We start from the raw sequence: 24845 nt of genomic DNA, 5'->3' as shown, positions 1-24845 counted from the left end.
GACACGGTGGGAGGAGGTGGGAAATGAAGATCGGAAATGGGAAAAACGGGGGCGAAATGCCGGGGAAGAGGGGGAAGTTCGCCGATAAGCCGGGTTCTGTCGAACGCCGCCGGCGCGAGCCGGCAGCATCGGGCAGTCATTCCTCTGGGCGCCGCGTTGCCGCGGCGCTCTAGCAGCCTACCCGGGAGCGGCGCGAGCCACGCCGATGCTCCCCTATTTGGCCTTGCCCCGGATGGGGTTTGCCGTGCCAGTCCTGTTGCCAGTCCTGCGGTGGGCTCTTACCCCACCGTTTCACCCTTGCCTGATCTTCCTTGCGGAAGCCATCGGCGGTCTGTTCTCTGTTGCACTTTCCGTCGCCTCACGGCGCCCGGCCGTTAGCCGGCATCCTGCTCTGCGGGGCCCGGACTTTCCTCCACGCACGACGTGCGCAGCGACTGCCTGGCGAACTTCCCGCACGGATTATACGCACATCGCGCGGGCACAACGACGGGCAGTAGAGCGGCGACCGCCCGCTCGAGCGCCGCCGGAGCGGCCCGGGACTCAGCCGCGGCCGGTGAACACCTTGTACACGCCGCAGCCGAAGTACAGATCGGCCTCCGCCTTGCAGACGTAGGACATCTTGGTCTGCACCGCGCCCGACACCGGATTGACGATGTCGTACTCGACCCAGCCCGGACCGCGCTCGGCCTGCGCGACGATGTCGCCGACCAGGCGATCGACGTCGATTCCGGGAATGTCGCGCACGCGGGAACCGACCTTTTCCGGATTGCCGCCAAAAGCCAGATAAGTGCCTTGCGCATCGAGCGCGAACAGGTACATGTCGCGGTCGTGATAGGACTGGTTCCGATCGGTGATCGTGTGCAGGAAACGCTCGCGGCCGACGCCGCTGCGCCACAGCGCCGCAGCCCGCTCGACCAGCGCCACCGCCTCATCGGCCGTGCCCTGCTGCAGCCGGAACGCGGCCACCGCATGGGTCAGGGTCGCCGCCCGCCCCTCCAGGGCTTCCGCATGCTGCACCGCAGCGCCCACCATCTGCGCGTTGTCCTGGGTGATGCGGTCGAGCTGCTGCACCGCGGTGCTGATCTCGCGCAGCCCGGTGCTCTGCTCGCCGCTGGAATGGGAAATCTCGCTCATGCTCGCGGCCACGCCATGAATGCCCGCAGCCATCTGCGCGATCCCGTCCCCAGCGTGGCGGATCAGTTCGACGCTGCGCTCGACCTGCTGCACGGAGGTCTTGATCAGCTGCCGGATCTCGCGCGCGGCGTCGGCCGAGCGCTGCGCGAGATTGCGCACCTCGTCGGCGACGACGGCGAATCCCCGCCCCTGCTCGCCCGCACGCGCGGCTTCGACCGAAGCGTTGAGAGCGAGGATGTTGGTCTGGAAGGCGATCGAATCGATCACGCCGATGATCTCGTTCATCCGCCGCGCATCCTGCTGGATCGCTTCCACCGAACGCACCGCGCTTTCCATCGCCTGGGCGCCGGCATCGACCGCAGCGCTGACCCGGGTGGCACGCTGATCGACTTCGCGGGCGGTGTGGGCGTTGCTCAGAACGGTGCTGGAGATTTCCTCCACGCTCGCCGCGGTCTGCCCCAGGCTGGCCGCCTGCTCCTCGGTGCGCTCGGACAGGGCGCGGCTGTCGACGGTCAGGCTGCGCCCGGCATGGGCGACGAGTGCGGCATTGCTGCGAATGTCGGCGACGACCGCGGACAGGGACTCGACCATCCGCTCGAGCAGGCCGGACAGTTCGCCCAGCTCGTCGCGCGTATCGACACGGGTGTGCGCGCGCAGGTCGCCGGCGGCGGTCCGCTCCATCGCCTGGCGCAACTGCTTCAGGGCTTCGGCCTGCCCTGCGCACAGCGCTGCGAGCAGGTAGAGCAGCACCCCGGCGCCGCCCAGCGCAACGGGCAGTCCGCCCAGCGCACCGCCGATCGAGGCGGCGAGCGCGGCGACGGACACCACGGCGAACTTGCCCAGCCAATGCAGCCGCCCGAGCAGCCACAGCCCGCCTCCCAGCGGGTGCCAGCGGCGGCCCTGCCGCCGTTGCCGCGGCAGCGCCGCCGCATCGGCGCCCCGTTGCGCGAAATAGCCCGCCTTCACCAGTCCGTTATAGGTTGTATTCATTGTTGTATCTTCCCCTCTCCTTGAAACACCGGCCCGTCCTCCAGGCCGGCCCGAAACGCCGCGGCGGGCGCGGACAGGCGACCCGACCGCACTGCGGCCGCCTGTCCGCGCCCGCCACGGCGCATGCCACCCCGCTCACCGGCTCATGTGCCGGCGAGCTTCCACTTCACCCGTTCCCCGGCCCGCAGGGGAACCAGCGGGTCCTCTGCAAGGTAGGGATACGCCTGCGGGACGGTCCATTCCTGCCGCTGCAGCGTGATCGTGATCGAATTCGGTGCGAGTCCGTAGAACGCCGGGCCGTTGAGGCTGGCGAACGCCTCGAGACGGTCGAGCGCGCCTGCTGCATCAAACGCTTCGGCATACAGCTCGATGCCGGCATGGGCGGTGTAGCAGCCGGCGCAACCGCAGGCGTTTTCCTTGGTGCTGCGGGCATGGGGTGCGGAGTCGGTGCCAAGGAAAAAGCGCGGATTGCCCGACGTCGCCGCCGCCACCAGCGCCTGGCGGTGGGTCTCGCGCTTGAGCACCGGCAGGCAGTAATGGTGTGGGCGGATGCCGCCGGCGAAGATCGCGTTGCGGTTGAGGAGCAGGTGATGCGCGGTCACCGTGGCGGCGACGTTGGCCCCGGCGGCGCGCACGAACTGGGCCGCCTCGGCGGTAGTGATGTGCTCGAACACCACTTTCAGCGCCGGGAAACGGCGCACCAGCGGCGACAGCGTACGCTCGATGAACACGCGCTCGCGATCGAAGACATCGACGTCCGCGGCGGTCGCCTCGCCATGCACGCACAATACCATGCCGAGCTTTTCCATGCGCTCGAGCACCGGATGGATCTTTTCCACCGCGGTGACGCCGGCGTCGGAGTTGGTCGTCGCCCCGGCCGGGTAGAGCTTGCAGGCAACGATCCGGCCGCTCGCCCGGGCGCGGTCGATCTCGTCCGGCGGCAGGTTGTCGGTGAGGTACAGGCTCATCAGCGGCTCGAACGCCGTGCCGGGGGCCGCGGCGAGGATGCGCTCGCGGTAGGCCAGCGCCTGCACGGTGGTCGTCACCGGCGGCTTCAGGTTGGGCATGATCAGGGCACGGCCGAAGCGCGCTGCGGTGTGCGGCACCACCGAAGCGAGCGCGGCATCATCGCGCACATGCAGATGCCAGTCGTCGGGGCGGATCAGGGTAATCGATTGCATGGAGCGGGTCCTCGTGACAGCGCGCCGATTATAGGCGCTTCCCGCTGCGGCGGATCGGCAGCCACCGTCCACACGGGAAAACCCTGGCACGGAGGCGGCCGTCACCGCCGCCGCTCACCCTTCTGCTCGCGCCCCGCTCACGCCTCTTCCTCGCCGCGGATCTCCAGCGCCCGCGCATACAGCAGCTTGCGCCCCGCCCCGGTGATCTCCGCCGCCAGCCGCGCCGCGCTCTTCAGCGGCAACTCGGCGAGCAGCAGGCCGAGCACACGCTCGGCTTCCGCACTCAGCCCCGCCTCCGCCTGCGCTCCCGCCAGCACCAGGACGAACTCGCCGCGCACCCGGTTCGGATCGGCCGCGAACCAGGCCCCGACTTCGGCCAGCGGCAGGCGCACGATCTGCTCGTGGAGCTTGGTCAGCTCGCGCGCGATCAGCAGCTCGCGCGCCCCACCGAACACCGCCAGCAGGTCAGCGGCACACTCGACGATGCGGTGCGGCGCCTCGTAGAACACCATCGCATCGGTCTCGTCGCGCAGGGCCGCCAGCGCAGCACCCCGCGCTCCTGGCCGGGCGGGCAAGAACCCGACGAAGCGAAACCCCCCTTCGGCAAACCCCGACACCGACAGCGCCGCCACCGCCGCGCACGGCCCCGGCAGCGGCACCACCGGATGGCCGGCCTCGCGCACCCGGGCGACGAGGCGCGCGCCGGGGTCGGACACCGCCGGGGTGCCGGCATCGGTGATCAGGGCGACCTGCTGCCCGGCCGCGAGCAGCTCGATCAGCCGCCCCGCCACAGCCTGCTCGTTGTGCTGGTGCGCTGCCACCATCCGCGCCTTCAAGCCGTAGGCGTCGAGCAGGCGCTGGCTGTGGCGGGTGTCCTCGGCCGCCACCACATCCACCGCCCCCAGCACCGCGAGCGCACGCAAGGTGATGTCATGGAGATTACCGAGCGGGGTCGCCACCACATACAATGACGGCGTGCTAGACAGGGGACGGACGGGAAGGGGTGCGGAGACGGTCATGGATGAGTTCGAAGGGTCGGCGAAGGTAATCCGGGGAGCGGCGCGATGAGGAAGATGCCAGCGAACGCGGCGACAGCCGCCACGCCGAACGCGACGCCCGGGCGAACCCGCCCGGACGGGACGGCAGCGCCCGCGGGCGAGGCGGCCGCTGCCGGCGGGCGCAGTATCGGCTCCCCGCGGACTCCGGCGCAAGCGCGCGGCGCCGCTGCCGAGGCGCTCGCCGCCGAACACCTCGCGGCACACGGTCTGCGCATCCTCGCCCGCAACGTGCGCTGCCGCGGCGGCGAGCTCGACCTGATCTGTCTCGACCGCGGCCAGCTCGTGTTCGTCGAAGTGCGTCTGCGCCGCAGTGCCCGCTTCGGCGGCGCGGGCGAAAGCATCACCGCGAGCAAGCGCCGGCGCGTGCTGATCGCCGCCCAGTGGTGGCTGGGCGGTGCGGGGCGGCGCTTCCAGGGAGCGCCCTGCCGCTTCGACGCCGTCCTCCTCGACGCCCTCGAGCGCGACCGTATCACCTGGTTACCCGGCGCCTTCGATGCCGGCTGAGAGCGCATGGTAGACTGCAGCGTCCTTTCGACGATTTCCTCCGCATGAACCTGATCGACCGCGTCTCGCGCCAGTTCGAGGACAACATGCGCACCGCACTCGAGGCGCTGGAAATGCTGGCCGCCCCGATCGCCGGCGCCACCGAACTGATCACCGCCTGCCTGCTGGAAAACGGCAAGATCCTCGTCTGCGGCGCCGCCGGCTCGGCCGGCGACGCCCGCCGCTTCGCCGCCCAACTGGTCAACGGCTTCGAGCTCGAACGCCCTTCGCTGGCCGCAATGGCGCTGAGCGCGGACGCCTCCACCCTTGCGCCGATCGCCGGCGAACCCGACACGAGCGGGCTGTTCGCGCGCCAGATCGAAGTTTTCGGCCACCCCGGCGACGTCCTCGTCGCCATCGCCGCAAACGGCGAGCCGACGCGCCTCCTCGACGCCATCCGTGCCGCCCACGAGCGCGACATGCGAGTAATCGCGCTGACCGGCGCCGACGCCGAGCACATCGCCGAAAGGCTCGGCCCGGCCGACATCCATCTGGCCGCCCCCGCCGAGCGCACCGCTCGCATCCAGGAACTGCACTTGCTGATCCTGCACTGCCTGTGCGACGGTATCGACTGCCTGCTACTCGGAGTAGAAGACTGATGAAAACGACCTCCCCCTCCCGCCTCGCCGGCGCGCTTCCGGTCCGCGCTGGCCGTCGCCGGCTGCTGCTGGGCCTCGCCGCAGCGGCTGCGCTGCCGCTCCTCCAGGGCTGCTTCCCGGTCGTCGCCACCGGCGTCGGCGCCGGCGCCGCGATGGTTTCCGACCGCCGCACCGGCGGCGCCTACGTCGAAGACGAAAGCATCGAATGGAAAGTCTCGAACCGCATCCGCCAACGCTTCGGTGGCACCGTGCATGTGAACGTCACCTCCTACAACCGCAACGTCCTGCTCACCGGAGAAGCCCCTGACGCCACCGTGCGCGGCGAGCTCGACGGGCTCGTCGCCGGTGTCGAGAACGTCCGTGGCGTGATCAACGAAGTCGTGGTCGGCCCCCACTCCAGCCTCAGCGCGCGCGCCAACGATGCCCTCATCACCTCCAATGTGAAAGCCCGCTTCGTCGATACGCAGCGCTTTTCCGCCCACAATGTGAAGGTCGTCACCGAGGCCAACGTGGTCTTCCTGCTCGGCCTGGTCACGCGCGCCGAAGCCGACGCCGCGGCCACCGTCGCCCGCACCAGCCAGGGCGTGCGCAAGGTGGTGCGAGTATTCGAATACATCAGCGACGAAGAGGCCCGCCGCCTCGACGACCCGGCCGGCGCCCGGCGCTGAACAGCGGACGGTCCACACCGTACGCCGGCGCCGGGGCGAAGCGCCGCCGCCGAGGCACACCGGCCCGGGCGCAGCGGGCCGCTTGCGCTCACTGCGCGGCCGGGGCCCCCGCCTCCCCCCCGGCCAGCGCCGCGAGCAGGCGCTGGTGCACGCCGCCAAAGCCGCCGTTACTCATCACCAGCACCTGGTCGCCCGGGCGCGCCGCCGCCACCACGTCGGCCACCAAGGCGTCGAGCGCATCGTGGCAGTGCGCCCGCGCCCCCAGCGGCGCCAAGGCCTCGCCGGCATCCCAGCCCAGACCCGAGGTATAGCAGAACACCGCATCCGCCCCCGCCAGGCTGGCCGCCAGCCGCGCCTTCATCACCCCGAGCTTCATCGTGTTCGAACGCGGCTCGAGCACGGCCAGGATCCGCCCCTGCTTCTGGCGATCGCGCAGGCCGTCGACGGTCAGCGCGATCGCCGTCGGGTGGTGGGCGAAGTCGTCGTAGACGCTCACCCCGTTGACCGTGCCGCGCAGTTCGAGCCGCCGCCGGATACCGCGAAAACTCGCCAGGCTGGCGATCGCCTGCGCCGGGGTGACGCCGACGTGGCGCGCGGCGGCGATCGCGGCGAGCGCGTTCTCGCGGTTGTGGCTGCCCGCCAGCGGCATCCGCGCCCGCCCCAGTTCGGCGCCGGCGAGCCGGAACCGCGCCTGCGCATCGTCCGCGCCGGCCTCCGCCGACCACTGCGCGTCGTCGTTGAACCACTCCAGCTCGGACCAGCAGCCGCGCCCGATCACCCGTTTCAGGCTGTCCTCGCGGGCGTTGGCGACGATCCGCCCGCTCGCCGGGATGGTGCGCACGAGGTGGTGGAACTGGGTCTCGATCGCTGCCAGATCGGCGAAAATGTCCGCGTGGTCGAATTCGAGGTTGTTCAGGATCGCGGTCCGCGGCCGGTAGTGGACAAACTTCGAGCGCTTGTCGCAGAACGCGGTGTCGTACTCGTCGGCCTCGATGACGAAGAACGGCGATTCGGTCAGGCGCGCCGACACGCCGAAGTTCTGCGGCACGCCGCCGACCAGAAAGCCGGGAGCGAGGCCGGCCTCCTCCAGCATCCAGGCCAGCAGCGAAGTCGTCGTCGTCTTGCCGTGGGTGCCCGCCACCGCCAGCACCCAGCGCCCGGCGAGCACGTGTTCGGCCAGCCACTGCGGCCCGGAGACATAAGGCAGGCCGCGGTCGAGGATCGCTTCGAGCAGCGGGTTGCCGCGCGCCACCGCGTTGCCGACCACGAACACGTCGGCGCCCAACCCGAGCTGGGCGGCATCGTAGCCCTCGATCAGGCCGATGCCCTGCTCCTCGAGCTGGGTGCTCATCGGCGGATAGACGTTGGCGTCGCAACCGGTCACGGTGTGGCCGGCGGCGCGCGCGAGCAGGGCGACCCCGCCCATGAAGGTGCCGCAGATGCCGAGGATGTGGATGTGCATGAGACGCTGGGCTCCGAGGGGGCCGTCATCCGGATGAAACCGGCCCGTGTACAATGGCCGCGCATTTTACCCGAGCGCGATCATGGCCTCACACGCCCACTCCTCCCGCAGCACCGGCCTGCGCCGCGAAATCGCCGCCCTCGCCGCCCGCATGATGGCCGAAGACGGCATCGGCGACTTCGGCTTCGCCAAGCGCAAGGCAGCGAAGCGGCTCGGCGCCACCGACGCCGACGCCCTGCCCAACAACGCCGAAATCGAAACCGAGCTGCGCGCCTGGCAGGCGCTGTACCAGGACGAGGAGCAGCCCGAGCGCCTGTTCGAGATGCGCAGCGCGGCGGTCGAAGTCATGCGCCTGCTCGCCGACTTCCACCCCTACCTCACCGGCGGCGCGCTCGACGGCACCGCCGGGCGCTATTCGGAACTGGAGATCGAGCTGTTCCCGGAAAGCACCAAGGACGTCGAAATCTTCTTCCTCAACCAGGACTTCCCCTACGAGCACCGCGAACCGCGCCGCCCCGCGCCGCACACACCCGAGGCCGTCCTCAGCTTCGACTGGAAGGACGTCCCGGTCAAAGTCTCGATCTACCCTTCGGCGGCCGAACGCGGCGGGCGCCGCAGTCAGGAGCGGGCCCGCCTGCCCCAGGTCGAAGCCCTGCTCGGGACCGCAGCCGGCCTCACCGGCGCAAGGGACGGAACCCCATGAAGCGCAGCCTCCAGTTGGTCCTGATCGCAGCCGTCGCCGGCGCCGCCGGGGTCGCCGGCTATCTCGCCAGCGGTGACCGGCGCAGCGCCCCTCCTCCCGCCATGGAGAGTGTTTCCGCCGCTGCCGTCGACCGCCTGCTGAATCTGCGCCTGCCCGACGAATCCGGCGTTGAGCAGGCCGTCGCGCAGTGGCGCGGCAAGGTGATCGTGGCCAACTTCTGGGCCACCTGGTGCCCGCCCTGCCGCAAGGAAATCCCCGACTTCGCCGCCGTCAGCCAGGCCCTGGCCGAACATCCGGTGCAGTTCGTCGGCATCAGCGTGGACACCGCCGCGAAGGTGCGCGCCTTCGACGAAGAATTCCAGGTGCCCTACCCGCTGCTGATCGCCGGCCCCGAGCTGCTCGAACTCGCCGCCGGGCTCGGCAACAGCGCGCACGCGCTGCCGTTTACGGTCATCATCGACCGCGAAGGCAAAGTGCGCCACACCAAGCTCGGCACCTTGCACCGCGACGAACTCGAGCGCAAAATCCGCGCACTGCTGCCGTCCTGAGTCCTCCGAATCCGCGCACAAAATGCGCCAAAAGTGGACAACGTGCCGTCAATTGCGGCAAACTTGCCGGCATGAAGCGCCCAACCTGCCTACCTGAAGCCACCCTCAAAGCGCGCCCGAACCGCGCCGAAAAAGGTTTTTCGGTAGTTTTGCCCGACGGATCCACCCCGATCCCGGGCCATGGTGCAGGCCCCATGCGAGGCGCGCGCCCCTCTCGCCCCACCGGCAGCGCCCGGCCGCCACGGCCTTGCCAGCTGCCCGCCGCGCGCCTTCGTACCGTCGCCCGCCGACGGCACCCAGAACACTAGCCATCCCCGACCGCGACCGCCGTCCAGGCGGCGCTGTCCTGTCCGGAGAAAATCATGGATCTGCGCAAGCTGAAGAAACTCATCGACCTCGTCCAGGAGTCGGGCATTTCCGAACTGGAAGTCACCGAGGGCGAAGAAAAAGTCCGCATCGCCAAGCACCCGGCAGCGGCGCCCGGCGCCTACTACGCGCAGATGCCGGCCCCCGCGCCGGCAGCCACCGTCAGCGCCACGCTCGTGGCCCCGGTCGCCGACAGCGACGACCTCCTGCCCGAAGGGCATGTGGTCAAGTCACCGATGGTCGGCACCTTCTACCGCGCCAGCGCCCCCGGCGCGAAGCCGCTGACCGATGTCGGCCAGAGCGTCTCGGCCGGCGACCGCCTGTGCATCATCGAAGCGATGAAGCTGATGAACGAGATCGAGGCCGACGTCAGTGGCGTGGTCAAGGCCATCCTCGTCGACAACGGCGAACCGGTCGAATACGGCCAACCCCTGTTCGTCATCGGCTGAGCGCGCCATGTTCGAGAAGATCCTCATCGCCAACCGCGGCGAGATCGCCCTGCGCATCCTGCGCGCCTGCCGCGAACTCGGCATCAAGACCGTCGCCGTGCATTCCGAGGCCGACACCGACGCCAAGTACGTGCGCCTCGCCGACGAGTCGGTGTGCATCGGCCCCGCCCCTTCCAGCCTGAGCTATCTCAACGTGCCGGCGATCATTTCGGCGGCCGAAGTCACCGACGCCGAAGCGATCCACCCCGGCTACGGCTTCCTCTCGGAGAACGCCGACTTCGCCGAGCGCGTCGAGCAGTCCGGCTTCGTCTTCATCGGCCCGCGCCCCGAGACCATCCGCCTGATGGGCGACAAGGTCTCGGCCAAGGACGCGATGAAGGCCGCCGGCGTCCCCTGCGTGCCCGGTTCCGGCGGCGCCCTGCCCGAAGACTCGAAGGAGATCATCAAGATCGCGCGCGCCGTCGGCTATCCGGTGATCATCAAGGCCGCCGGCGGCGGCGGCGGGCGCGGGATGCGCGTGGTGCACACCGAGGCGGCGCTCCTCAACGCCGTCGCCACCACCCGCGCCGAAGCCCAGGCGGCGTTCGGCAACCCCGTGGTGTACATGGAGAAGTTCCTCGAGAACCCGCGCCATATCGAGATCCAGGTCCTCGCCGACCAGCACGGCAACGCGGTGTATCTGGGCGAACGCGACTGCTCGATGCAGCGCCGCCACCAGAAAGTGATCGAGGAAGCGCCGGCGCCGGGCATCGACCGCAAGCTGATCGCCAGCATCGGCGAACGCTGCGCCGAAGCCTGCCGCACGATCGGCTACCGTGGCGCCGGCACCTTCGAGTTCCTGTACGAGAACGGCGAGTTCTACTTCATCGAGATGAACACCCGCGTCCAGGTCGAGCACCCGGTCACCGAACTGATCACCGGCATCGACATCGTCCAGGCCCAGATCCGCATCGCCGCCGGCGAGAAGCTGTGGTTCCGCCAGCGCGACATCGAATTCCGCGGCCACTCGATCGAATGCCGGATCAACGCCGAAGACCCGTTCAAGTTCACCCCCTCGCCCGGGCGCATCGGCAACTGGCACACCCCCGGCGGCCCCGGCATCCGCGTCGACTCCCACGTGTACAACGGCTACACCGTGCCGCCGCACTACGACTCGATGATCGGCAAGCTGATCGCCTACGGCGACACCCGCGACCAGGCGATCCGCCGCATGCGCATCGCGCTGTCGGAAATGATGGTCGAAGGGATCAAGACCAACATCCCGCTGCACCAGACGCTGATGCTCGACCCGCACTTCATCGAAGGCGGCACCAGCATCCACTACCTCGAGCACAAGCTCGCCGACCAGAGCGAAGTGAAGGGCTGAACGATGTGGATCTCGGTCACCCTGCAGGCCGATGCGGCGCGCGCGGAAGCGCTGTCGGACGCCCTGATGGAGGCCGGCGCGCTGTCGGTGTCGATCGAGGACGCCGACGCCGGCACCGCCGCCGAAACCCCGCAATTCGGCGAGCCCGGTCACCTGCCCAGCGCGCTGTGGGAGCATAGCCGGGTCATCGCCCTGTTCGACGGTGACACCGGCAGCGCCGAACTCGGGGCGATGCTCGCCGCGGCCGCGCACGCCGCCGGGCTCGATGCCGTGCCACCGTTCACCACCGCAGAAGTCGCCGAACAGAACTGGGTGCAGCTCACGCAGAGCCAGTTCGACCCGATCCGCATCACCGCGCGGCTGTGGATCGTGCCCTCGTGGCACGAAGCGCCCGACCCCGGCGCGATCAACATCGAACTCGACCCCGGGATGGCGTTCGGCACCGGCTCGCACCCGACCACCCGGCTGTGCCTGGAGTGGCTGTGCGACACCATGCGCCCCGGGTGCAGCGTGCTCGACTACGGCTGCGGCTCGGGCATCCTCGGCATCGCCGCGGCGCGGCTGGGCGCCGCCGACGTGCTCGGCGTCGACATCGACGAGAAAGCGGTGGAAGCCGCGCGCGACAACGCCGCACGCAACGGCGTGCGCCTGCGCCTGCAGCACTCCGCCGTCGCGGTCGAAGAAACCTTCGACCGGGTGGTGGCGAACATCCTGACCAATCCGCTGTGCGTGCTCGCCCCGGCAATCGCGGCGCGCGTCGCCGGCGGCGGGCAAGTGGCGCTATCGGGTGTGCTCGAAACCCAGGCCGATCAGGTCATCGAAGCCTGGGCGCCGTTCATCGCGCTGCAGGTCGGCGCCCGTCTGGACGGCTGGGTCCGGCTCGAAGGACAGCGCCCCGGGCCATGACGCTGATATGACACTCACCCGCTGCCCCGCCTGCCAGACGGTGTTCCGGCTGCGCCCGGAGCAGCTCCATGCGCAGGGCGGGAAGGTGCGTTGCGGGCGCTGCCTGCGACCCTTCGACGCCGCCGCGCATGAAATCACGCCGGACACGGCGGACGTGGCCGAGGCTCCCGAGGTGTTGCGCCGCCGCCGGCATCCGCCGGCACCCGCAGCGGCAGCGGAGCCGGCTTCGCGCCCTGCTTCGGACCCGGCGAGCCCGCTCTCCGGTCCGCGCTCCGGCCCACAGTCCGCGCAGCACGCCCTGCAGCCCGAACCCGAACCACCGCCCTCGCCCGCGGAACGGCCCATCCTCCCGGAGCCCCCTCGCCCGCAACCCGGTGCTCGCGCCCGCCCGCAGCGCCCGTCGCCGCTCGTGCGCATCGCCACCACCTTGGTGCTGGTCCTGCTGACCGGCACCCTGTGCACCCAGCTGCTGTACCTGTTCCGTGCCGAAATCGCCCGCGACCTGCCCGGGCTGCGCCCGCTGCTGGCAAGCGCCTGCGCCCGTGTCGGGTGCACGCTTCCCTATCCGCGGGATGCGCAGCGGATCACCATCGAAGCCACCGAACTGCAGGAAGAGCCCGGCCGGCCGGGCGAATTCGTGCTGTACGCGACGATCAACAACCGCGCCGACCACGCGCAGGAGTGGCCCCACCTGGAGCTGACCCTGAACGACACCGCCGACCGGGCACTGGCGCGGCGGGTGCTATCCCCCCGCGACTGGCTGCCCCCCGGCCATCCGGCCGAAGCCTTCCCGGGGCGCAGCGCCCTCGGCATCCGCCTGCCCTTTTCCACGCCGGAAATGGCGCCGGTCGGCTACCGGCTCTACGTCTTCTACCCCTGATCCCTTTTTCCGTCGCCGAAAAATCCGCGACGCCCTCCGGTCTCAGCGCGTCACCCGCGTGGTGCCGGCATCGCGCAGCACGCGGACGCGCTCGCCGGGACGGAAGCCTTCGCCTTCATCGGCCTGCACCACGGCGAGGAACTGCCCATTGTCCAGGCGCACCGTCACTTCGGTGCCCGCCGTGCGGGTCGTGCCTTCCTCGATCGCAGAACCGGCCAGCCCGCCGGCGACGGCACCGATCACCGTCGCCACCGCCGCGCCGCGGCCGCCGCCGACCGAGCTGCCGGCGATGCCGCCGACCGCCGCGCCGGCTAACGAGCCGACCGGCGTCTTCGTGCCTTCGAGCTGCACTCCGCGTACCGACTCGATCGTGCCGAACTGCACCGTCATCGCCCGCCGCGCCTCGGTGCGCGCGTAGGTTCCCCCGCCCAGCCCCTCGGCACAGCCGCCGAGCACCAGCGCGGCGACCAGCGCCCCCGCCAGCGCGCGCAACTGGATTCCGCCTTGCTTCACCATGGTTGTTCTCCGAATGCCGTTTCAAAGCGCGCCGCGATTTCGGCGCGTGCCGGCCGATAGTTCTGCCCGCCGCGGTGCGCGATCTTGATCGCGCCCATCACCGCCGCGAGGCGGGCGCAAGTGCGCATCTCCCATCCTGCGGCCAACCCGTACAGCAGCCCGGCGCGGTAGGCATCGCCGCAACCGGTGGGATCGACGAGCGCGTCGGCCTGCACCGCGGGCACCGTAAATCGTTCGCCGCGGCAATGGATGCGCGCGCCCTCCGCGCCCAGCGTCACCACCAGGGCCTCGACTTCGCGCGCCAGCTCGGCTTCGCTGCGCCCGATCTTGTCGCACATCAGGCGGGCCTCGTAGTCATTGACCGTACAGTAGCGCGCCTGCTGCAGGCAATTCAGTAACGCTTCGCTACCGAGGATGGGCAGCGCCTGGCCGGGGTCGAACACGAACGGCACCCCCGCCTCGGCAAAGCCGGCGGCGTGGCGCAGCATGCCGTCGGCGCCGTCGGGCGAGACGATGCCCAGCTCCGCCCCGCGCGCCTCGCGCACGTCATTGAGGTGGGAATGGAACATCGCCCCGGGGTGAAAGGCGGTGATCTGGTTGTCGTCGAGGTCGGTGGTGATGAAAGCCTGGGCGGTGAACGTGCCGGGCACTTCGCGCACGTAGTCCTGGCGCAGGCCGAGGGCCTCGAAGCGGGCGCGGTAAGGCCCCGCATCCTCGCCCACGGTCGCCACCACCAGCGGATCGGCGCCGAGCAGCTTCAGCCCGTAGGCGATGTTGCCGGCGCAGCCGCCGAACTCGCGGCGCAGATCGGGAACGAGGAAGGACACGTTCAGGATGTGGATCTGCTCGGGCAGGATGTGATTCTTGAAGCGGTCCTGGAAGACCATGATCGAGTCGTAGGCGACCGATCCGCAGACGAGGATGGACATGGAGGAAAGACGGCCGGGAGGAAAGAAGTCCGCATTATACGGACCGCCCCCGGCGCCGGAGGCGCGTTCGCCCGTCACCGGCCCGTAACCGCGGCGTCACCGCCCCGCAACGCCGGGTTTCGAGAATGGCTCCACCCGAACAGGACGGAACCACACCATGCTCCAACCCCGCTCCCATCGCCTCGAGCCCGACCGGAACTGCGCTCCGCGCAAGGCGCGCAACCTGCACGTCGGCCTCGCCGGCTGCGAAACCGAAATCCTCGAAGCACAGAAGCTGCGCTACCGGGTCTTCGCCGACGAGATGGGCGCACGCCTGCCGACCCGCAGCCCGGGCGTCGATCGCGACCTCTACGACCCGTTCTGCGAGCACCTGATCGTGCGCGATGAGGACGCCGGCCGCATCGTCGGCACCTATCGCATCCTCGCGCCGAGCGCCGCACGCAAGGTCGGCGGCTATTATTCCGAGAACGAATTCGACCTCACCCGCCTGCACCACCTGCGCCACCGGCTGGTCGAAATCGGCCGCGCCTGCATCGACGCCAACTACCGCAGCGGTGCGGTGATCGCCCTGCTGTGGTCGGGGCTGGCACGCTACATGCAGGAAAACGGCTATGAATACCTGATCGGCTGCGCCTCGGTGTCGATGGCCGACGGCGGCCACGCTGCGGCCAGCCTGTATAATCGCCTCCGCGCCGAGCACCTGGCGCCGCTCGAATACCACGTCTTCCCGCGCTGTCCGCTGCCGCTCGACGCCCTGCGCGGCAACCTCGCCACCGAACTGCCGGCGCTGATCAAGGGCTACCTGCGCGCTGGCGCGTGGATCTGCGGCGAACCGGCGTGGGACCCCGACTTCAACACCGCCGACCTGCCGATCCTGATGCCGATGAACCAGGTCGACGGCCGCTACGCCCGCCACTTTCTGGGACGCCAAGACTGAACAAGCCCGCCGCCCCCACCGCCCCCGGCACCTCCTGCGCCCCCGTGCCGCGCACCGGACAAGGCGCCTGGAGCAGCGGGAGCGCCGCTCCCCTGCCCGGCACCACGGCCGACCGCGCCGCCACGCCGGCCGCGCTGCGCGCCTGGCGCTACCTGCGCCTCGGCCTGCACCTCCTGTACGGAGTGGCGACGGTCGCGCTGGTCTATCCGTTCACCCGCCGCGACACCCACCGCGCCCTGCGTCGGCGCTGGTCGCGCGCCCTGCTGCGCATCCTCGGCATCGACCTGGAGGCCGAAGGCGAACGCATCACCCCCGGCTGCCTGCTGGTGGCGAACCACATCTCGTGGGTGGATATCTTCGCCATCAACGCCCTCGCTCCGGCCGCCTTCGTGTCAAAGGCCGAAGTACGCGCCTGGCCGCTGATCGGCTGGCTCGCGGCGAAGAACGACACCATCTTCCTGCGCCGCGGCAGCCGCGGCCACGCCCGCATCGTCAACGCCGAAACCGCTGCACGGCTCGAGGCCGGCGGCAACGTTGCGATCTTTCCCGAAGGCACGACCACCGACGGCACCGAAGTGCTCCACTTCCATGCCGCCCTGCTGCAGCCGGCGATCGCCTGCGGGCGCCCGGTGCAGCCGCTCGCGCTGCGCTACCTGAACACGGACCGCGGCCACAACCGCGCCCCGGCCTACGACGGAGACCTCAGCCTCGGGCAATGCGTCGCCAACATCATCGCCACCCGCCGCAGCATCGTCCGCATCCGCATCGCCCCCCCGCACCCGACCGCAGACGGAATCGACCGCCGCATCCTGGCCCAGTGCGCCCGCGACTGGGTCCTCGCGGCCAGCCGCCTGGCGCCAGCCGCCGCCAGCACCGCAGAGCCTAAGCCTGCACCTGGAACACCGCATCGTCCTCGATGCGCAGCGCGGTGAGCTTGCCGCCCCACACGCAGCCCGAATCGAGCGCGATCAGGCCGGGCTCGCGATAGAACCCCAGCGCCGACCAGTGTCCGCAGACCACGGTGTGGGTGCGGCTGAGCCGGCCGGGCACCCGGAACCACGGCAAGGTGCCCGGCGGCGCCTTGTCCGGCGCTCCTTTGGCGCTCAAGTCCATGCGCCCGTCGGCGCTGCAAAAGCGCAGCCGGGTCAGCGCATTGACGATCACCCGCAGCCGGCCCCAGCCTTTCAGCCCTTCCTTCCAGCGCGCCGGCCGATCGCCGACCAGATTCCGCAGGAACTCGCGCGCCTGCGGCCCGGCCAGCGCCGCACCCACTTCGTCGGCGAGCAGCTGCGCGTGTGCCACCGACCACTGCGGCAGCAGCCCGGCGTGGACCAGCACGTATTCGCCCTCCACCTGCAGCAGCGGCCGCCGCGCCAGCCAGTCGAGCAGCTCGTCGCGATCCGGCGCCTCCAGCACCTGGAACAGGGTGTCGTCGCCGAGGCGCCGCTTCAACCCAGCCGCCACCATCAGCAGATAGAGGTCGTGATTGCCGAGCACGATCGTCGCCGCGCTGCCCAGCCCGCGCAGGGTGCGCAACACGCGCAGCGAATCCGGCCCGCGGTTGACCAGATCGCCCACCACCCACAGGCGGTCGGCCGCGGGGTCGAAGCACACCCGCTCCAGCATCTGCGCCAGCGGCGCGTAGCAGCCCTGGATGTCGCCGATTGCGTAAGTGGCCATCGTCAGTCACCCCGCCCGCAAGCGGCAGGCAAAGTCCGGCGCTCCCCGGTCGCGGCGAGCGGGTGCCGAAGCGCCGCATCTCCGAGGGCAGGCATCCCGGCAAAGCTGGATCCGAAAACGGACCCGGCAGCAAAATAAGCGGAAGGCATGGAGAAAAAAGGTGGAGGAGCGATACACGGGAGCGCGAATTATCGCACGCGGTCGCACACATTCCGCTCCGGTGGTGAACTTCGCCGAAGCGACTGCTTATACTTGCACGCTCGTCCCCTCGCCGCCCCCGATGCTCACCCGCCTGCCCTACACCCTGCTGTGGATCGTCGCCCTGCCTTTTGTGCTGCTGCGCCTGCTGTGGCGGGCGCGGCGCCAGCCGGCCTACCTCAGGCACCTCGGCGAGCGTTTCGGGCGCTACCGGGTACGGGCGCCGGCGGCGGTGATCTGGGTGCATGCGGTGTCGGTGGGCGAGACGCGGGCGGCCGAGCCGCTGGTGCGCGCGCTGCTGCAGCGCTGGCCGGACCACACCGTGGTGCTGACCCACATGACGCCGACCGGGCGCGACACCTCGAAGGCGCTGTTCAAGGGCGAGTCGCGCGTGCTGCGCACCTACCTGCCCTACGACCTGGGCTGCTTCGCGCATGCCTTCCTGCGCCGTTTCCGCCCGGTCTTCGGCGTGGTGATGGAAACCGAGCTGTGGCCGAACCTGCTCGCCGCCTGCCGCCGCCGCGACATTCCGGTGCTGCTCGCCAATGCCCGCCTGTCCGAACGCTCGGCGCGCCGCTATGCGCGCCTGCCCGCGCTCACCGCGCTGACGATGAAGGGGCTCACCGCGATCGGGGCGCAGACCGCGGCCGATGCCGCCCGCCTGACCCAGCTCGGCGCGCGCCGGGTCACCGTAACCGGCAACATCAAGTTCGACATCGCGCCGCCGGACGCCGCGCTGGCGCTGGCCGAGGCCTTCCGCACCCGCATCGGCGCGCGCCCGGTGCTGTTGGCGGCGAGCACCCGCGAAGGCGAAGAGGCCCTGCTGCTGGCGGCCTTCGCCCGCCATGCCGGCACCGCGACCTTGCTCCTGCTGGTGCCGCGCCATCCGCAGCGCTTCGATGAAGTCGCCGCGCTCGCCGCCGCGCGGGGGCTGAAGCTGCAGCGGCGCAGCGCCGAAGCCCCGGTCGACGCCGATACCCGGGTGCTGCTGGGCGATTCGATGGGCGAGATGTTCGCCTACTACGGCTGCGCCGAGGTTGCGCTGATCGGTGGCAGCTGGCTGCCCTTCGGCGGCCAGAACCTGATCGAGGCCTGTGCGGTCGGCACCCCCGTCGTCCTCGGTCCGCACACCTTCAACTTCATGGCGGTCGCCGAAGAGGCGGTGCGCGCCGGCGCCGCACTGCGCGCCGCCGATGCCGATGCCGGCGTGCGCACGGCCGTCGAGCTGCTCGCCGACCCCGCGCGGCGGGAGCACATCGCCGCCGCCGGGCGCGCCTTCGCCACCACTCACCAGGGCGCCACCGCGCGCACGGTGGCGCTGCTCGAAGGCCTGCACCCGAGCGGACGGGTTTCGCCGCCGGGGCCGGCGCAAAAACGGGCATAGGAGCCGGCGCAAGGTTCAGGGGCCGGAGCGGCGCTCAGGGTGCGAGCAGGGCGTTGATCGCGGCCACGTCGTCCTCGCCCAGGGTGCCCGCCGCGGCCTTCAGCCGCAGCTGGGCGAGCAGGGTGTCGTAGCGGGCGCGGGAGAGCCGCTGCAAGGTGTCGGCAAGCTGGGTCTGGGCGTTGAGGACGTCGATGTTGATGCGCACCCCGACTTCGTAGCCGAGCTTGTTGGCTTCGAGCGCGGAAGCGGAGGAGACGCGCGCGGCTTCGAGCGCCTTCACCTGCGCCATGCCGCTGGTCAGCCCCAGCCACGATTCGCGGGCCGCGAGCGCGGCGCTGCGGCGGGCGTCCTCGAGTTCGGCGTCGGCCTTGACGCGCAGCGCGGCGGCTTCGCGGGAGAGCGAAGACACGCGCCCGCCGGCATACAGCGGGAGGTTGAGCTGAAGGCCGACGGTGGTGGCTTCGGAGCGCTCGATCGAAGCCTGCGGGCGGTTGCTGACGCCGTGGGTGGCGACCAGGTCCAGCGTCGGCAGGTGGCCGGCGCGGGCGCGCTCGACTTCGCGCGCGGCGATCTCGCGCGTGAGCTGCTGGGCCTGCACGCCGAGGCTGCCGGTCTCGGCGGCAGCGACCCAGTCGACGATGCGGTCGGGCTGCGGGCGCTGGAGGTGGACGCCTTCGCGCAGACCGGCGAGCGCCTCGGGGTCCTTGCCGATGATCTGCGCCAGGCTGTGGCGGGCAACTTCGAGCTGGTTCTGCGCGGCGATTTCCTGCGCCGAAGCCAGGTCGAAGCGCGACTGCGCCTCATGCACGTCGGTGATGGTGACGGTGCCGACTTCGAAGCTGGTCTTCGCCAGTTCGAGCTGCTCGGCGGCGGCGGTGCGCAACTGGCCGACCGCGGCGAGCGTGTCCTGGGCATTGAGGACTTCGAAGTAGGCGTCGGCCACGCGCAGCACGAGCTCCTGACGCGCGGTGCCGAAGCGGGTCTCGGCCAGCGCGCTCTGCAATTCGCCCTGCTTGAACTGGACCCAGTTCTGCCAGCGCAGCAGCGGCTGGGTCAGCTGCACCCGATAACCGTTGCTGTTGTAGCTGCGCGCGGGCAGCGGCGCGGCCGTCGCCGAGCGGGTTTCGGCGTCGTTCCAGGTCGTGTCCGCGGCCAGCCCGATCTGCGGCAGCAGGCCGGAGCGCCCCTGCACCGATTTTTCCCGCCCGGCGTCGAATTCGGCGCGCGCCGCGGAGAATTTCGCATCGTTGGCGAGCGCATCGCGATAGACCTCGATCAGGTCGGCCGCCGCTGCGCCGTTCGGAAACAGGCCTGCGATGCAGGCCGAGACATAGACCGAAACGGCCACGATTCGCTTCATCGCACTCTCCACGGTTTTGGGCCGCCTTCTTCAGTAGCGCGCCATCGTCGGATCAACCTGCGCCGTCCAGCCGGCGACGCCGCCGGCCAGATTGACGACCTGGGTGAAGCCCTGGTGGGCGAGGAAGCGGCACACCTGCGCGCTGCGCACGCCGTGATGGCAGACGACCACGGTTTCGCGTGTGCGCTCGAGCTCGCCGAAGCGCGCCGGCACGCTGGCCATCGGCATCGGCAGCGAGTCCGCGATGTGGCAGATCTCGAACTCCCACGGCTCGCGCACGTCGAGCAGCAAGGGTTTGGCCTGCTGGGGGTCGCTCAGGCGCTGGGCAAGTTCGGCAGGACTGATCTGGCGCATGGCGGCGGGGCGGTCTCAGAAACGGAAGGGGTCCTGGTGCGGCGCGTTCTTCAGCATCGGCACCACGGTCTCGAAGAGGTCTTCGGTACGGAAACGGCCTTCGGCCTCGCAGGTGATCAGGCGCGCCTTCATCACCGGCGCTTCGCCGACGAAGGCGAACAGGCGGCCGCCGACCTTGAGCTGTTCGAGCAGGGCCTGGGGCACGAAGGGCAGGCCGCCCGACACCACGATGACGTCGTAAGGGGCGCGTTCGGCCCAGCCGTCGACGCCGTCGCCCTGCACCACGACCACGTTGTCGACGCCGTTGCGGGCGAGGTTCTCGCTCGCCAGCCTGACCAGCGCACTCTCGATTTCGACCGTGCGCACCCATTCGGCACGCGCCGCCAGCAGCGCGGCGAAGTAACCCGAGCCGGCGCCGATTTCGAGCACCGAGTCGGTCTTTTCGATCCGCAGGGCCTGCATGATCTTGCCTTCGATCACCGGCTTCAGCATCACTTGGCCGCAGCCGATCGGAATCTCGACCTCGGCGAAGGCCAGTTCGCGGTGGCTGGCGGGGACGAATTCCTCGCGCCGGACCGTCATCAGGAGGTCGAGCACGTTTTGATCCAGCACCTCCCAGGGGCGGATCTGCTGCTCGACCATGTTGAAGCGCGCTTTCTCGAAGTTCATCAGGGGCTCCTGAAGCAATATTAGCACACGCTAATTTATAGCGTCATCCGGAATGGCAAAACCGCGTCATTCTAGCGCAGATGCTGCACTGCGATCGGCGGAGTTCACGGCGATGCCTTGCGAGCACGGGGTGCATGAAGTATCTTCAGCGGTCTCGTTGGGGGTGCCCGCGCCGCACGGGCTGAGAAACACCCTTGGAACCTGATCCGGCTCGGACCGGCGTAGGGAAACGTCGTGATGAATACTTCCGCAGCCTCCGCTTCCGCCCCCGCCGGGCGCATCCCGAACGTGGTCTCGATCGCCGGCGTCGATCCCGGCGGCGGCGCCGGCGTGTTCGCCGACCTGAAGACCTTCTCCGCCCTCGGCGCCTACGGCTGCGGCGTGATCGCCGCCCTCACCGCGCAGAACACCCGCGCCGTGGCCGGCGTGCACGTGCCGCCGACCGACTTCCTGCGCCTGCAGATCGACACCCTGTTCGCCGACGTGGCGCTGGCCGCGACCAAGATCGGCATGCTCGGCAGCGCCGAAGTCACCGCCACCGTCGCCGACCGCCTCGCCCACTGGCAGGCGGCCAACGTCGTCCTCGACCCGGTGATGGTGGCCAAGAGCGGCGACAGCCTGCTGGCGAAAAGCGCGCTCGCGATGATGCGCGAGGCGCTCTTTCCCCAGGCCTTCATGATTACTCCCAACCTGCCCGAGGCCGGCGTGCTGCTCGAGCAGCGCGCGCCCGAATCGGTAAAGGAGATGTACCGCGCCGCCGAGCGCCTGCGCGCCCTGCTGCCGCTGTCTTCCGAGCGCTGGGTGCTGTTGAAGGGCGGCCACCTGCCCGGCAGCGAGCTGGTCGACCTGCTGTTCGACGGCGACCGCATGGTCGAGCTGCCGGCGCCGCGCATCGACACCCGGAACACCCACGGCACCGGCTGCACGCTGAGTTCGGCAGTCGCCGCGCTGCTGCCGCAGACCGCCGGCGGCCTGCGCCCGGTCGAAGCCGCGGTGCGCCACGCGCGCCAGTGGCTGCTCGGTGCGATCGCCCACGCCGGCGAACTGACGGTCGGCCGCGGCCACGGCCCCGTCCATCATTTTCATGCGCTATGGCGCAGATAAAAGAACCCCCGAAGGAGAGCACATGAACGCCAACGACAAATTCATCGCCGCCACCGCCCACGTGGACGCCGCCGCGATCGCGCCGCTGCCCAACTCGCGCAAGATCTACGTCGAGGGCAGCCGCCCCGACATCCGCGTGCCGATGCGCGAGATCGCGCAGTCCGACACCCCGGCCTCCTTCGGCGCCGAGCAGAACCCGCCAATCTTCGTCTACGACTGTTCCGGCCCCTATTCCGACCCGCAAGCCAGGATCGACATCCGCTCCGGCCTGCCCGCGTTGCGCCAGCAGTGGATCGAGGAACGCGGCGACACCGAGGTGCTCTCCGGCCTGTCGTCGGAATTCGGCCGCCAGCGCGCCGCCGACGAGGCCCTGGACGAGCTGCGCTTCCCCGGCCTGCACCGCAAGCCGCGCCGCGCCAGGGCCGGAGCGAATGTCACGCAGATGCACTACGCCCGCCGCGGCATCATCACTCCCGAGATGGAGTTCGTCGCCATCCGCGAGAACCTCAACCGCGAGCAGTACATCGCCTCGCTGCGCGCCAGCGGCGGCCTCAAGGGCCGGAAGATGGCCGACATGATGCTGCGCCAGCACCCGGGCCAGAGCTTCGGCGCCAGCCTGCCGGCGATGATCACGCCCGAGTTCGTACGCTCCGAGGTCGCCCGCGGCCGCGCCATCATCCCGAACAACATCAACCACCCGGAAAGCGAGCCGATGATCATCGGCCGCAACTTCCTCACCAAGATCAACGCCAACATCGGCAACTCGGCGGTCACCTCCAGCATCGCCGAGGAGGTCGACAAGATGACCTGGTCGATCCGCTGGGGTGGTGACACGGTGATGGACCTGTCCACCGGCAAGAACATCCACGAGACCCGCGAGTGGATCATCCGCAACTCGCCGGTGCCGATCGGCACGGTGCCGATCTACCAGGCCCTGGAAAAGGTGAACGGCAAGGCCGAGGACCTCACCTGGGAGATCTTCCGCGACACCCTGATCGAGCAGGCCGAGCAGGGCGTGGACTACTTCACCATCCACGCCGGCGTGCTCCTGCGCTACGTGCCGCTGACCGCCAACCGCATGACCGGCATCGTCTCGCGCGGCGGCTCGATCATGGCCAAGTGGTGTCTCGCGCATCACAAGGAGAGCTTCCTCTACACCCACTTCGAAGACATCTGCGAGATCATGAAGGCCTACGACGTGGCCTTCAGCCTCGGCGACGGCCTGCGCCCGGGCTCGATCTACGACGCCAACGACGAGGCCCAGCTCGGCGAGCTGAAGACCCTCGGCGAGCTCACCGCCATCGCCTGGAAGCACGACGTGCAGACCATCATCGAAGGCCCCGGCCACGTGCCGCTGCAGCTCATCAAGGAGAACATGGACCTGCAGCTCGAGCACTGCAAGGAGGCCCCGTTCTACACCCTCGGGCCGCTGACCACCGACATCGCCCCCGGCTACGACCACATCACCAGCGGCATCGGCGCAGCCACCATCGGCTGGTACGGCACCGCGATGCTGTGCTACGTGACCCCCAAGGAGCACCTCGGCCTGCCCAACAAGCAGGACGTCAAGGAAGGGATCATCACCTACAAGCTCGCCGCCCACGCCGCCGACCTCGCCAAGGGCCACCCGGGCGCGCAGATCCGCGACAACGCATTGAGCAAGGCGCGCTTCGAGTTCCGCTGGGAAGACCAGTTCAACCTCGGCCTCGACCCGGACAAGGCGAAGGACTTCCACGACGAGACCCTGCCCAAGGACTCGGCCAAGGTCGCCCACTTCTGCTCGATGTGCGGGCCGCACTTCTGCTCGATGAAGATCACCCAGGACGTGCGCGACTTCGCCGCCGCCCAGGGCATCGGCGAAACCGAGGCGCTGCAGAAAGGCATGGAAGTGAAGGCGGTGGAGTTCGTCGAGAGCGGCGCCGAGGTGTATCGCAACGTGTGATGGCGCACGCCACTGCTCGAGCATCGACGGGCCGCACATGCGGCCCGTCGGCTTTTGTAATGCGCCAGGCACGCGTAACATCGAATCCGTCGCATGTGCCACCGAGCCTGCCGCCATGAACCCCGACGTCTCCGCCGCCCACAAGCTCATCCGCTGCAGCCTCCCACCCGAGGCCGCGAAGCTGTGGCTGTTCGGCTCGCGCGCACGCGGTGATGCACGGCGCTGGTCGGACATCGACATCGCCGTCGAACCGCTGCGCCGCTTACCGCCCGGACTCCTCGCCGAGCTGCGCGAAATGCTGGCGGAATCGAGCCTGCTGCTCGATGTCGACTTGGTCGATCTTTCCGCGGCATCGCCTGCCTTGCGTAACGTGATCAAGGAAGAAGGCATCGCATGGAACGACTGACGCATCGTCTCGCCCTCGCCCGCCGCGCCCTCAACTCACTGGACGAGCTCGCACATCTGCCGACTCCGTCCTTGATCGAACGCGACACAGCAATCCAGCGTTTCGAATACACCGTCGAAGCCTGCTGGAAAGCCGCCCGCGCCGTGCTCGCCGAATATTTCGGCCTCGAGCTCGCGAGTCCGAAGCCAGTGGTGCGTGCATGCGCCCAGAACGGGCTGTTTGCCGAAATCGACGCACGCGCCGCAATGGACATGATCGACGATCGCAACCTGAGCTCGCACACCTACAACGAAGAACTCGCAATTGCGATCTTCAGCCGGCTCGCTGCGCACGAGGCCGTTCTGGCCCGCTGGCTGGCCGCGCTCGAGTCACTGCACACTTCCTCCGAGTAGCCGCGACCGGCATTCACCGGCGCATTCGATCCTGCAAGCCCCGGACTCCGGGTTTTACGGCGCTGCGCGAGCACGCCTTACCGTCCGACGTGTAGACTGACGGGTTCCCCGCTCGCGCCCG

General features: G+C 69.8%; 26 protein-coding genes, 1 other RNA gene and 1 riboswitch. Of the genes, 16 read left to right on the top strand and 11 right to left on the bottom strand.

From position 1 onward, the window contains the following. Positions 1 to 69: 69 nt before the first annotated feature. From rnpB to rsmI, 4 genes are all read right to left on the bottom strand, one after another. Positions 70 to 450: RNase P RNA component class A (gene rnpB, locus Tharo_RS04580), an RNA gene on the bottom strand. 90 nt (positions 451 to 540) lie between these two features. Beyond that, positions 541 to 2124, bottom strand: coding sequence for a methyl-accepting chemotaxis protein (locus Tharo_RS04575; RefSeq protein WP_107220183.1), 1584 nt, complete (start codon positions 2122 to 2124; stop codon positions 541 to 543). Between the two features lie 143 nt (positions 2125 to 2267). After that, positions 2268 to 3305, bottom strand: a complete 1038-nt coding sequence (pyrC, locus tag Tharo_RS04570) for a dihydroorotase (protein WP_107220182.1) — start codon at positions 3303 to 3305, stop codon at positions 2268 to 2270. A gap of 137 nt (positions 3306 to 3442) precedes the next feature. Beyond that, a complete protein-coding gene (gene rsmI, locus Tharo_RS04565) occupies positions 3443 to 4273 on the bottom strand; it encodes a 16S rRNA (cytidine(1402)-2'-O)-methyltransferase (protein ID WP_107220181.1) in 831 nt (276 codons plus the stop codon). Between the two features lie 96 nt (positions 4274 to 4369). Between rsmI and Tharo_RS04560 the strand changes: the two genes are divergently transcribed. Genes Tharo_RS04560 through Tharo_RS04550 form a run of 3 tightly spaced genes read left to right on the top strand, consistent with a single transcriptional unit; the run spans position 4370 to position 6173 of the window. Next, on the top strand, positions 4370 to 4867 hold the full coding sequence (locus Tharo_RS04560; RefSeq protein WP_245880996.1) for a YraN family protein: 498 nt from the start codon (positions 4370 to 4372) through the stop codon (positions 4865 to 4867). Positions 4868 to 4911: 44 nt separating this feature from the next. Beyond that, a complete protein-coding gene (locus Tharo_RS04555; RefSeq protein WP_107220179.1) occupies positions 4912 to 5505 on the top strand; it encodes an SIS domain-containing protein in 594 nt (197 codons plus the stop codon). After that, positions 5505 to 6173, top strand: a complete 669-nt coding sequence (locus Tharo_RS04550) for a BON domain-containing protein (protein ID WP_107220178.1) — start codon at positions 5505 to 5507, stop codon at positions 6171 to 6173. Before Tharo_RS04555 ends, Tharo_RS04550 begins: the two co-directional genes overlap by 1 nt. A gap of 88 nt (positions 6174 to 6261) precedes the next feature. On the opposite strand, the gene mpl is transcribed toward Tharo_RS04550, so the two are convergent. Continuing rightward, positions 6262 to 7635, bottom strand: a complete 1374-nt coding sequence (gene mpl, locus Tharo_RS04545; RefSeq protein WP_107220177.1) for a UDP-N-acetylmuramate:L-alanyl-gamma-D-glutamyl-meso-diaminopimelate ligase — start codon at positions 7633 to 7635, stop codon at positions 6262 to 6264. Positions 7636 to 7717: 82 nt separating this feature from the next. Between mpl and Tharo_RS04540 the strand changes: the two genes are divergently transcribed. The 6 genes from Tharo_RS04540 (at position 7718) to Tharo_RS04515 (ending at position 12853) form a co-directional block, all read left to right on the top strand. Beyond that, complete coding sequence (locus Tharo_RS04540) at positions 7718 to 8338, top strand: hypothetical protein (protein ID WP_107222305.1); 621 nt, start codon at positions 7718 to 7720, stop codon at positions 8336 to 8338. After that, entirely contained in the window at positions 8335 to 8886 is a 552-nt protein-coding gene (locus tag Tharo_RS04535; protein ID WP_107220176.1) for a TlpA family protein disulfide reductase, read from the top strand. Before Tharo_RS04540 ends, Tharo_RS04535 begins: the two co-directional genes overlap by 4 nt. 362 nt (positions 8887 to 9248) lie before the next feature. Continuing rightward, complete coding sequence (gene accB, locus Tharo_RS04530; RefSeq protein ID WP_107220175.1) at positions 9249 to 9701, top strand: acetyl-CoA carboxylase biotin carboxyl carrier protein; 453 nt, start codon at positions 9249 to 9251, stop codon at positions 9699 to 9701. 7 nt (positions 9702 to 9708) lie between these two features. Continuing rightward, positions 9709 to 11067 carry an acetyl-CoA carboxylase biotin carboxylase subunit gene (gene accC / locus Tharo_RS04525; RefSeq protein ID WP_107220174.1) on the top strand — a complete coding sequence of 453 codons (1359 nt, stop codon included), beginning with the start codon at positions 9709 to 9711 and terminating at the stop codon, positions 11065 to 11067. Positions 11068 to 11070: 3 nt separating this feature from the next. Next, a complete protein-coding gene (gene prmA / locus Tharo_RS04520; RefSeq protein WP_107220173.1) occupies positions 11071 to 11973 on the top strand; it encodes a 50S ribosomal protein L11 methyltransferase in 903 nt (300 codons plus the stop codon). Positions 11974 to 11980: 7 nt separating this feature from the next. Continuing rightward, on the top strand, positions 11981 to 12853 hold the full coding sequence (locus tag Tharo_RS04515) for a zinc-ribbon and DUF3426 domain-containing protein (protein WP_107220172.1): 873 nt from the start codon (positions 11981 to 11983) through the stop codon (positions 12851 to 12853). 42 nt (positions 12854 to 12895) lie between these two features. Here the strand turns inward: Tharo_RS04515 and Tharo_RS04510 are convergent, their stop codons facing one another. Both Tharo_RS04510 and Tharo_RS04505 read right to left on the bottom strand, forming a co-directional pair. After that, positions 12896 to 13369: an outer membrane lipoprotein gene (locus Tharo_RS04510; protein WP_107220171.1), complete on the bottom strand. Its 474-nt coding sequence runs from the start codon at positions 13367 to 13369 to the stop codon at positions 12896 to 12898. Further along, positions 13363 to 14298: a carbohydrate kinase family protein gene (locus Tharo_RS04505; protein ID WP_107220170.1), complete on the bottom strand. Its 936-nt coding sequence runs from the start codon at positions 14296 to 14298 to the stop codon at positions 13363 to 13365. Before Tharo_RS04505 ends, Tharo_RS04510 begins: the two co-directional genes overlap by 7 nt. A gap of 157 nt (positions 14299 to 14455) precedes the next feature. Here Tharo_RS04505 and Tharo_RS04500 point away from each other — a divergent pair, with 157 nt between their 5' ends. Together Tharo_RS04500 and Tharo_RS04495 are read left to right on the top strand one after the other, a co-directional pair. Continuing rightward, a complete protein-coding gene (locus tag Tharo_RS04500; RefSeq protein WP_107220169.1) occupies positions 14456 to 15235 on the top strand; it encodes a GNAT family N-acetyltransferase in 780 nt (259 codons plus the stop codon). A gap of 134 nt (positions 15236 to 15369) precedes the next feature. After that, positions 15370 to 16167, top strand: coding sequence for a lysophospholipid acyltransferase family protein (locus Tharo_RS04495; RefSeq protein ID WP_107222304.1), 798 nt, complete (start codon positions 15370 to 15372; stop codon positions 16165 to 16167). Here Tharo_RS04495 and Tharo_RS04490 read toward each other — a convergent pair. Then, entirely contained in the window at positions 16118 to 16915 is a 798-nt protein-coding gene (locus Tharo_RS04490) for a symmetrical bis(5'-nucleosyl)-tetraphosphatase (protein WP_107220168.1), read from the bottom strand. The genes Tharo_RS04495 and Tharo_RS04490 overlap by 50 nt on opposite strands. 280 nt (positions 16916 to 17195) lie before the next feature. Here Tharo_RS04490 and waaA point away from each other — a divergent pair, with 280 nt between their 5' ends. Continuing rightward, on the top strand, positions 17196 to 18497 hold the full coding sequence (gene waaA, locus Tharo_RS04485; protein ID WP_107220167.1) for a lipid IV(A) 3-deoxy-D-manno-octulosonic acid transferase: 1302 nt from the start codon (positions 17196 to 17198) through the stop codon (positions 18495 to 18497). Positions 18498 to 18531: 34 nt separating this feature from the next. Here the strand turns inward: waaA and Tharo_RS04480 are convergent, their stop codons facing one another. Genes Tharo_RS04480 through Tharo_RS04470 form a run of 3 tightly spaced genes read right to left on the bottom strand, consistent with a single transcriptional unit; the run spans position 18532 to position 20880 of the window. After that, positions 18532 to 19857 carry a TolC family outer membrane protein gene (locus Tharo_RS04480; protein WP_107220166.1) on the bottom strand — a complete coding sequence of 442 codons (1326 nt, stop codon included), beginning with the start codon at positions 19855 to 19857 and terminating at the stop codon, positions 18532 to 18534. 30 nt (positions 19858 to 19887) lie between these two features. Beyond that, positions 19888 to 20211 carry a rhodanese-like domain-containing protein gene (locus Tharo_RS04475; protein WP_107220165.1) on the bottom strand — a complete coding sequence of 108 codons (324 nt, stop codon included), beginning with the start codon at positions 20209 to 20211 and terminating at the stop codon, positions 19888 to 19890. 15 nt (positions 20212 to 20226) lie between these two features. Next, positions 20227 to 20880, bottom strand: coding sequence for a protein-L-isoaspartate O-methyltransferase family protein (locus Tharo_RS04470; protein ID WP_107220164.1), 654 nt, complete (start codon positions 20878 to 20880; stop codon positions 20227 to 20229). A gap of 149 nt (positions 20881 to 21029) precedes the next feature. Further along, a riboswitch (TPP riboswitch) is annotated at positions 21030 to 21125 on the top strand. Here Tharo_RS04470 and thiD point away from each other — a divergent pair. The 4 genes from thiD to Tharo_RS04450 all read left to right on the top strand — a co-directional run bounded on the left by thiD (position 21118) and on the right by Tharo_RS04450 (position 24724). Then, positions 21118 to 21984, top strand: coding sequence for a bifunctional hydroxymethylpyrimidine kinase/phosphomethylpyrimidine kinase (thiD, locus tag Tharo_RS04465; protein WP_107220163.1), 867 nt, complete (start codon positions 21118 to 21120; stop codon positions 21982 to 21984). It overlaps the preceding riboswitch by 8 nt. 22 nt (positions 21985 to 22006) lie before the next feature. Further along, positions 22007 to 23926 carry a phosphomethylpyrimidine synthase ThiC gene (gene thiC / locus Tharo_RS04460; RefSeq protein WP_107220162.1) on the top strand — a complete coding sequence of 640 codons (1920 nt, stop codon included), beginning with the start codon at positions 22007 to 22009 and terminating at the stop codon, positions 23924 to 23926. 115 nt (positions 23927 to 24041) lie between these two features. Next, entirely contained in the window at positions 24042 to 24332 is a 291-nt protein-coding gene (locus Tharo_RS04455; RefSeq protein ID WP_107220161.1) for a nucleotidyltransferase family protein, read from the top strand. Then, on the top strand, positions 24320 to 24724 hold the full coding sequence (locus tag Tharo_RS04450) for an HI0074 family nucleotidyltransferase substrate-binding subunit (protein WP_107220160.1): 405 nt from the start codon (positions 24320 to 24322) through the stop codon (positions 24722 to 24724). The genes Tharo_RS04455 and Tharo_RS04450 overlap by 13 nt, the downstream gene beginning before the upstream one ends. Positions 24725 to 24845 lie beyond the last annotated feature (121 nt).

This window comes from Thauera aromatica K172 (assembly GCF_003030465.1).
GTDB classification, from domain to species: Bacteria; Pseudomonadota; Gammaproteobacteria; order Burkholderiales; family Rhodocyclaceae; genus Thauera; species Thauera aromatica.
Note: the sequence above shows the minus strand (reverse complement) of the source record. Positions and strands in the feature narration are given on the sequence as shown.

Coding starts and splice junctions, on each gene's coding strand:
- Tharo_RS04575 (WP_107220183.1), bottom strand. CDS start 2,124: ATGAATACAACCTATAACGGACTGGTGAAGGCGGGCTATTTCGCGCAA.
- pyrC (WP_107220182.1), bottom strand. CDS start 3,305: ATGCAATCGATTACCCTGATCCGCCCCGACGACTGGCATCTGCATGTG.
- Tharo_RS04560 (WP_245880996.1), top strand. CDS start 4,370: ATGAGGAAGATGCCAGCGAACGCGGCGACAGCCGCCACGCCGAACGCG.
- Tharo_RS04555 (WP_107220179.1), top strand. CDS start 4,912: ATGAACCTGATCGACCGCGTCTCGCGCCAGTTCGAGGACAACATGCGC.
- Tharo_RS04550 (WP_107220178.1), top strand. CDS start 5,505: ATGAAAACGACCTCCCCCTCCCGCCTCGCCGGCGCGCTTCCGGTCCGC.
- mpl (WP_107220177.1), bottom strand. CDS start 7,635: ATGCACATCCACATCCTCGGCATCTGCGGCACCTTCATGGGCGGGGTC.
- Tharo_RS04540 (WP_107222305.1), top strand. CDS start 7,718: ATGGCCTCACACGCCCACTCCTCCCGCAGCACCGGCCTGCGCCGCGAA.
- Tharo_RS04535 (WP_107220176.1), top strand. CDS start 8,335: ATGAAGCGCAGCCTCCAGTTGGTCCTGATCGCAGCCGTCGCCGGCGCC.
- accB (WP_107220175.1), top strand. CDS start 9,249: ATGGATCTGCGCAAGCTGAAGAAACTCATCGACCTCGTCCAGGAGTCG.
- accC (WP_107220174.1), top strand. CDS start 9,709: ATGTTCGAGAAGATCCTCATCGCCAACCGCGGCGAGATCGCCCTGCGC.
- prmA (WP_107220173.1), top strand. CDS start 11,071: ATGTGGATCTCGGTCACCCTGCAGGCCGATGCGGCGCGCGCGGAAGCG.
- Tharo_RS04515 (WP_107220172.1), top strand. CDS start 11,981: ATGACACTCACCCGCTGCCCCGCCTGCCAGACGGTGTTCCGGCTGCGC.
- Tharo_RS04510 (WP_107220171.1), bottom strand. CDS start 13,369: ATGGTGAAGCAAGGCGGAATCCAGTTGCGCGCGCTGGCGGGGGCGCTG.
- Tharo_RS04505 (WP_107220170.1), bottom strand. CDS start 14,298: ATGTCCATCCTCGTCTGCGGATCGGTCGCCTACGACTCGATCATGGTC.
- Tharo_RS04500 (WP_107220169.1), top strand. CDS start 14,456: ATGCTCCAACCCCGCTCCCATCGCCTCGAGCCCGACCGGAACTGCGCT.
- Tharo_RS04490 (WP_107220168.1), bottom strand. CDS start 16,915: ATGGCCACTTACGCAATCGGCGACATCCAGGGCTGCTACGCGCCGCTG.
- waaA (WP_107220167.1), top strand. CDS start 17,196: ATGCTCACCCGCCTGCCCTACACCCTGCTGTGGATCGTCGCCCTGCCT.
- Tharo_RS04480 (WP_107220166.1), bottom strand. CDS start 19,857: ATGAAGCGAATCGTGGCCGTTTCGGTCTATGTCTCGGCCTGCATCGCA.
- Tharo_RS04475 (WP_107220165.1), bottom strand. CDS start 20,211: ATGCGCCAGATCAGTCCTGCCGAACTTGCCCAGCGCCTGAGCGACCCC.
- Tharo_RS04470 (WP_107220164.1), bottom strand. CDS start 20,880: ATGAACTTCGAGAAAGCGCGCTTCAACATGGTCGAGCAGCAGATCCGC.
- thiD (WP_107220163.1), top strand. CDS start 21,118: ATGAATACTTCCGCAGCCTCCGCTTCCGCCCCCGCCGGGCGCATCCCG.
- thiC (WP_107220162.1), top strand. CDS start 22,007: ATGAACGCCAACGACAAATTCATCGCCGCCACCGCCCACGTGGACGCC.
- Tharo_RS04455 (WP_107220161.1), top strand. CDS start 24,042: ATGAACCCCGACGTCTCCGCCGCCCACAAGCTCATCCGCTGCAGCCTC.
- Tharo_RS04450 (WP_107220160.1), top strand. CDS start 24,320: ATGGAACGACTGACGCATCGTCTCGCCCTCGCCCGCCGCGCCCTCAAC.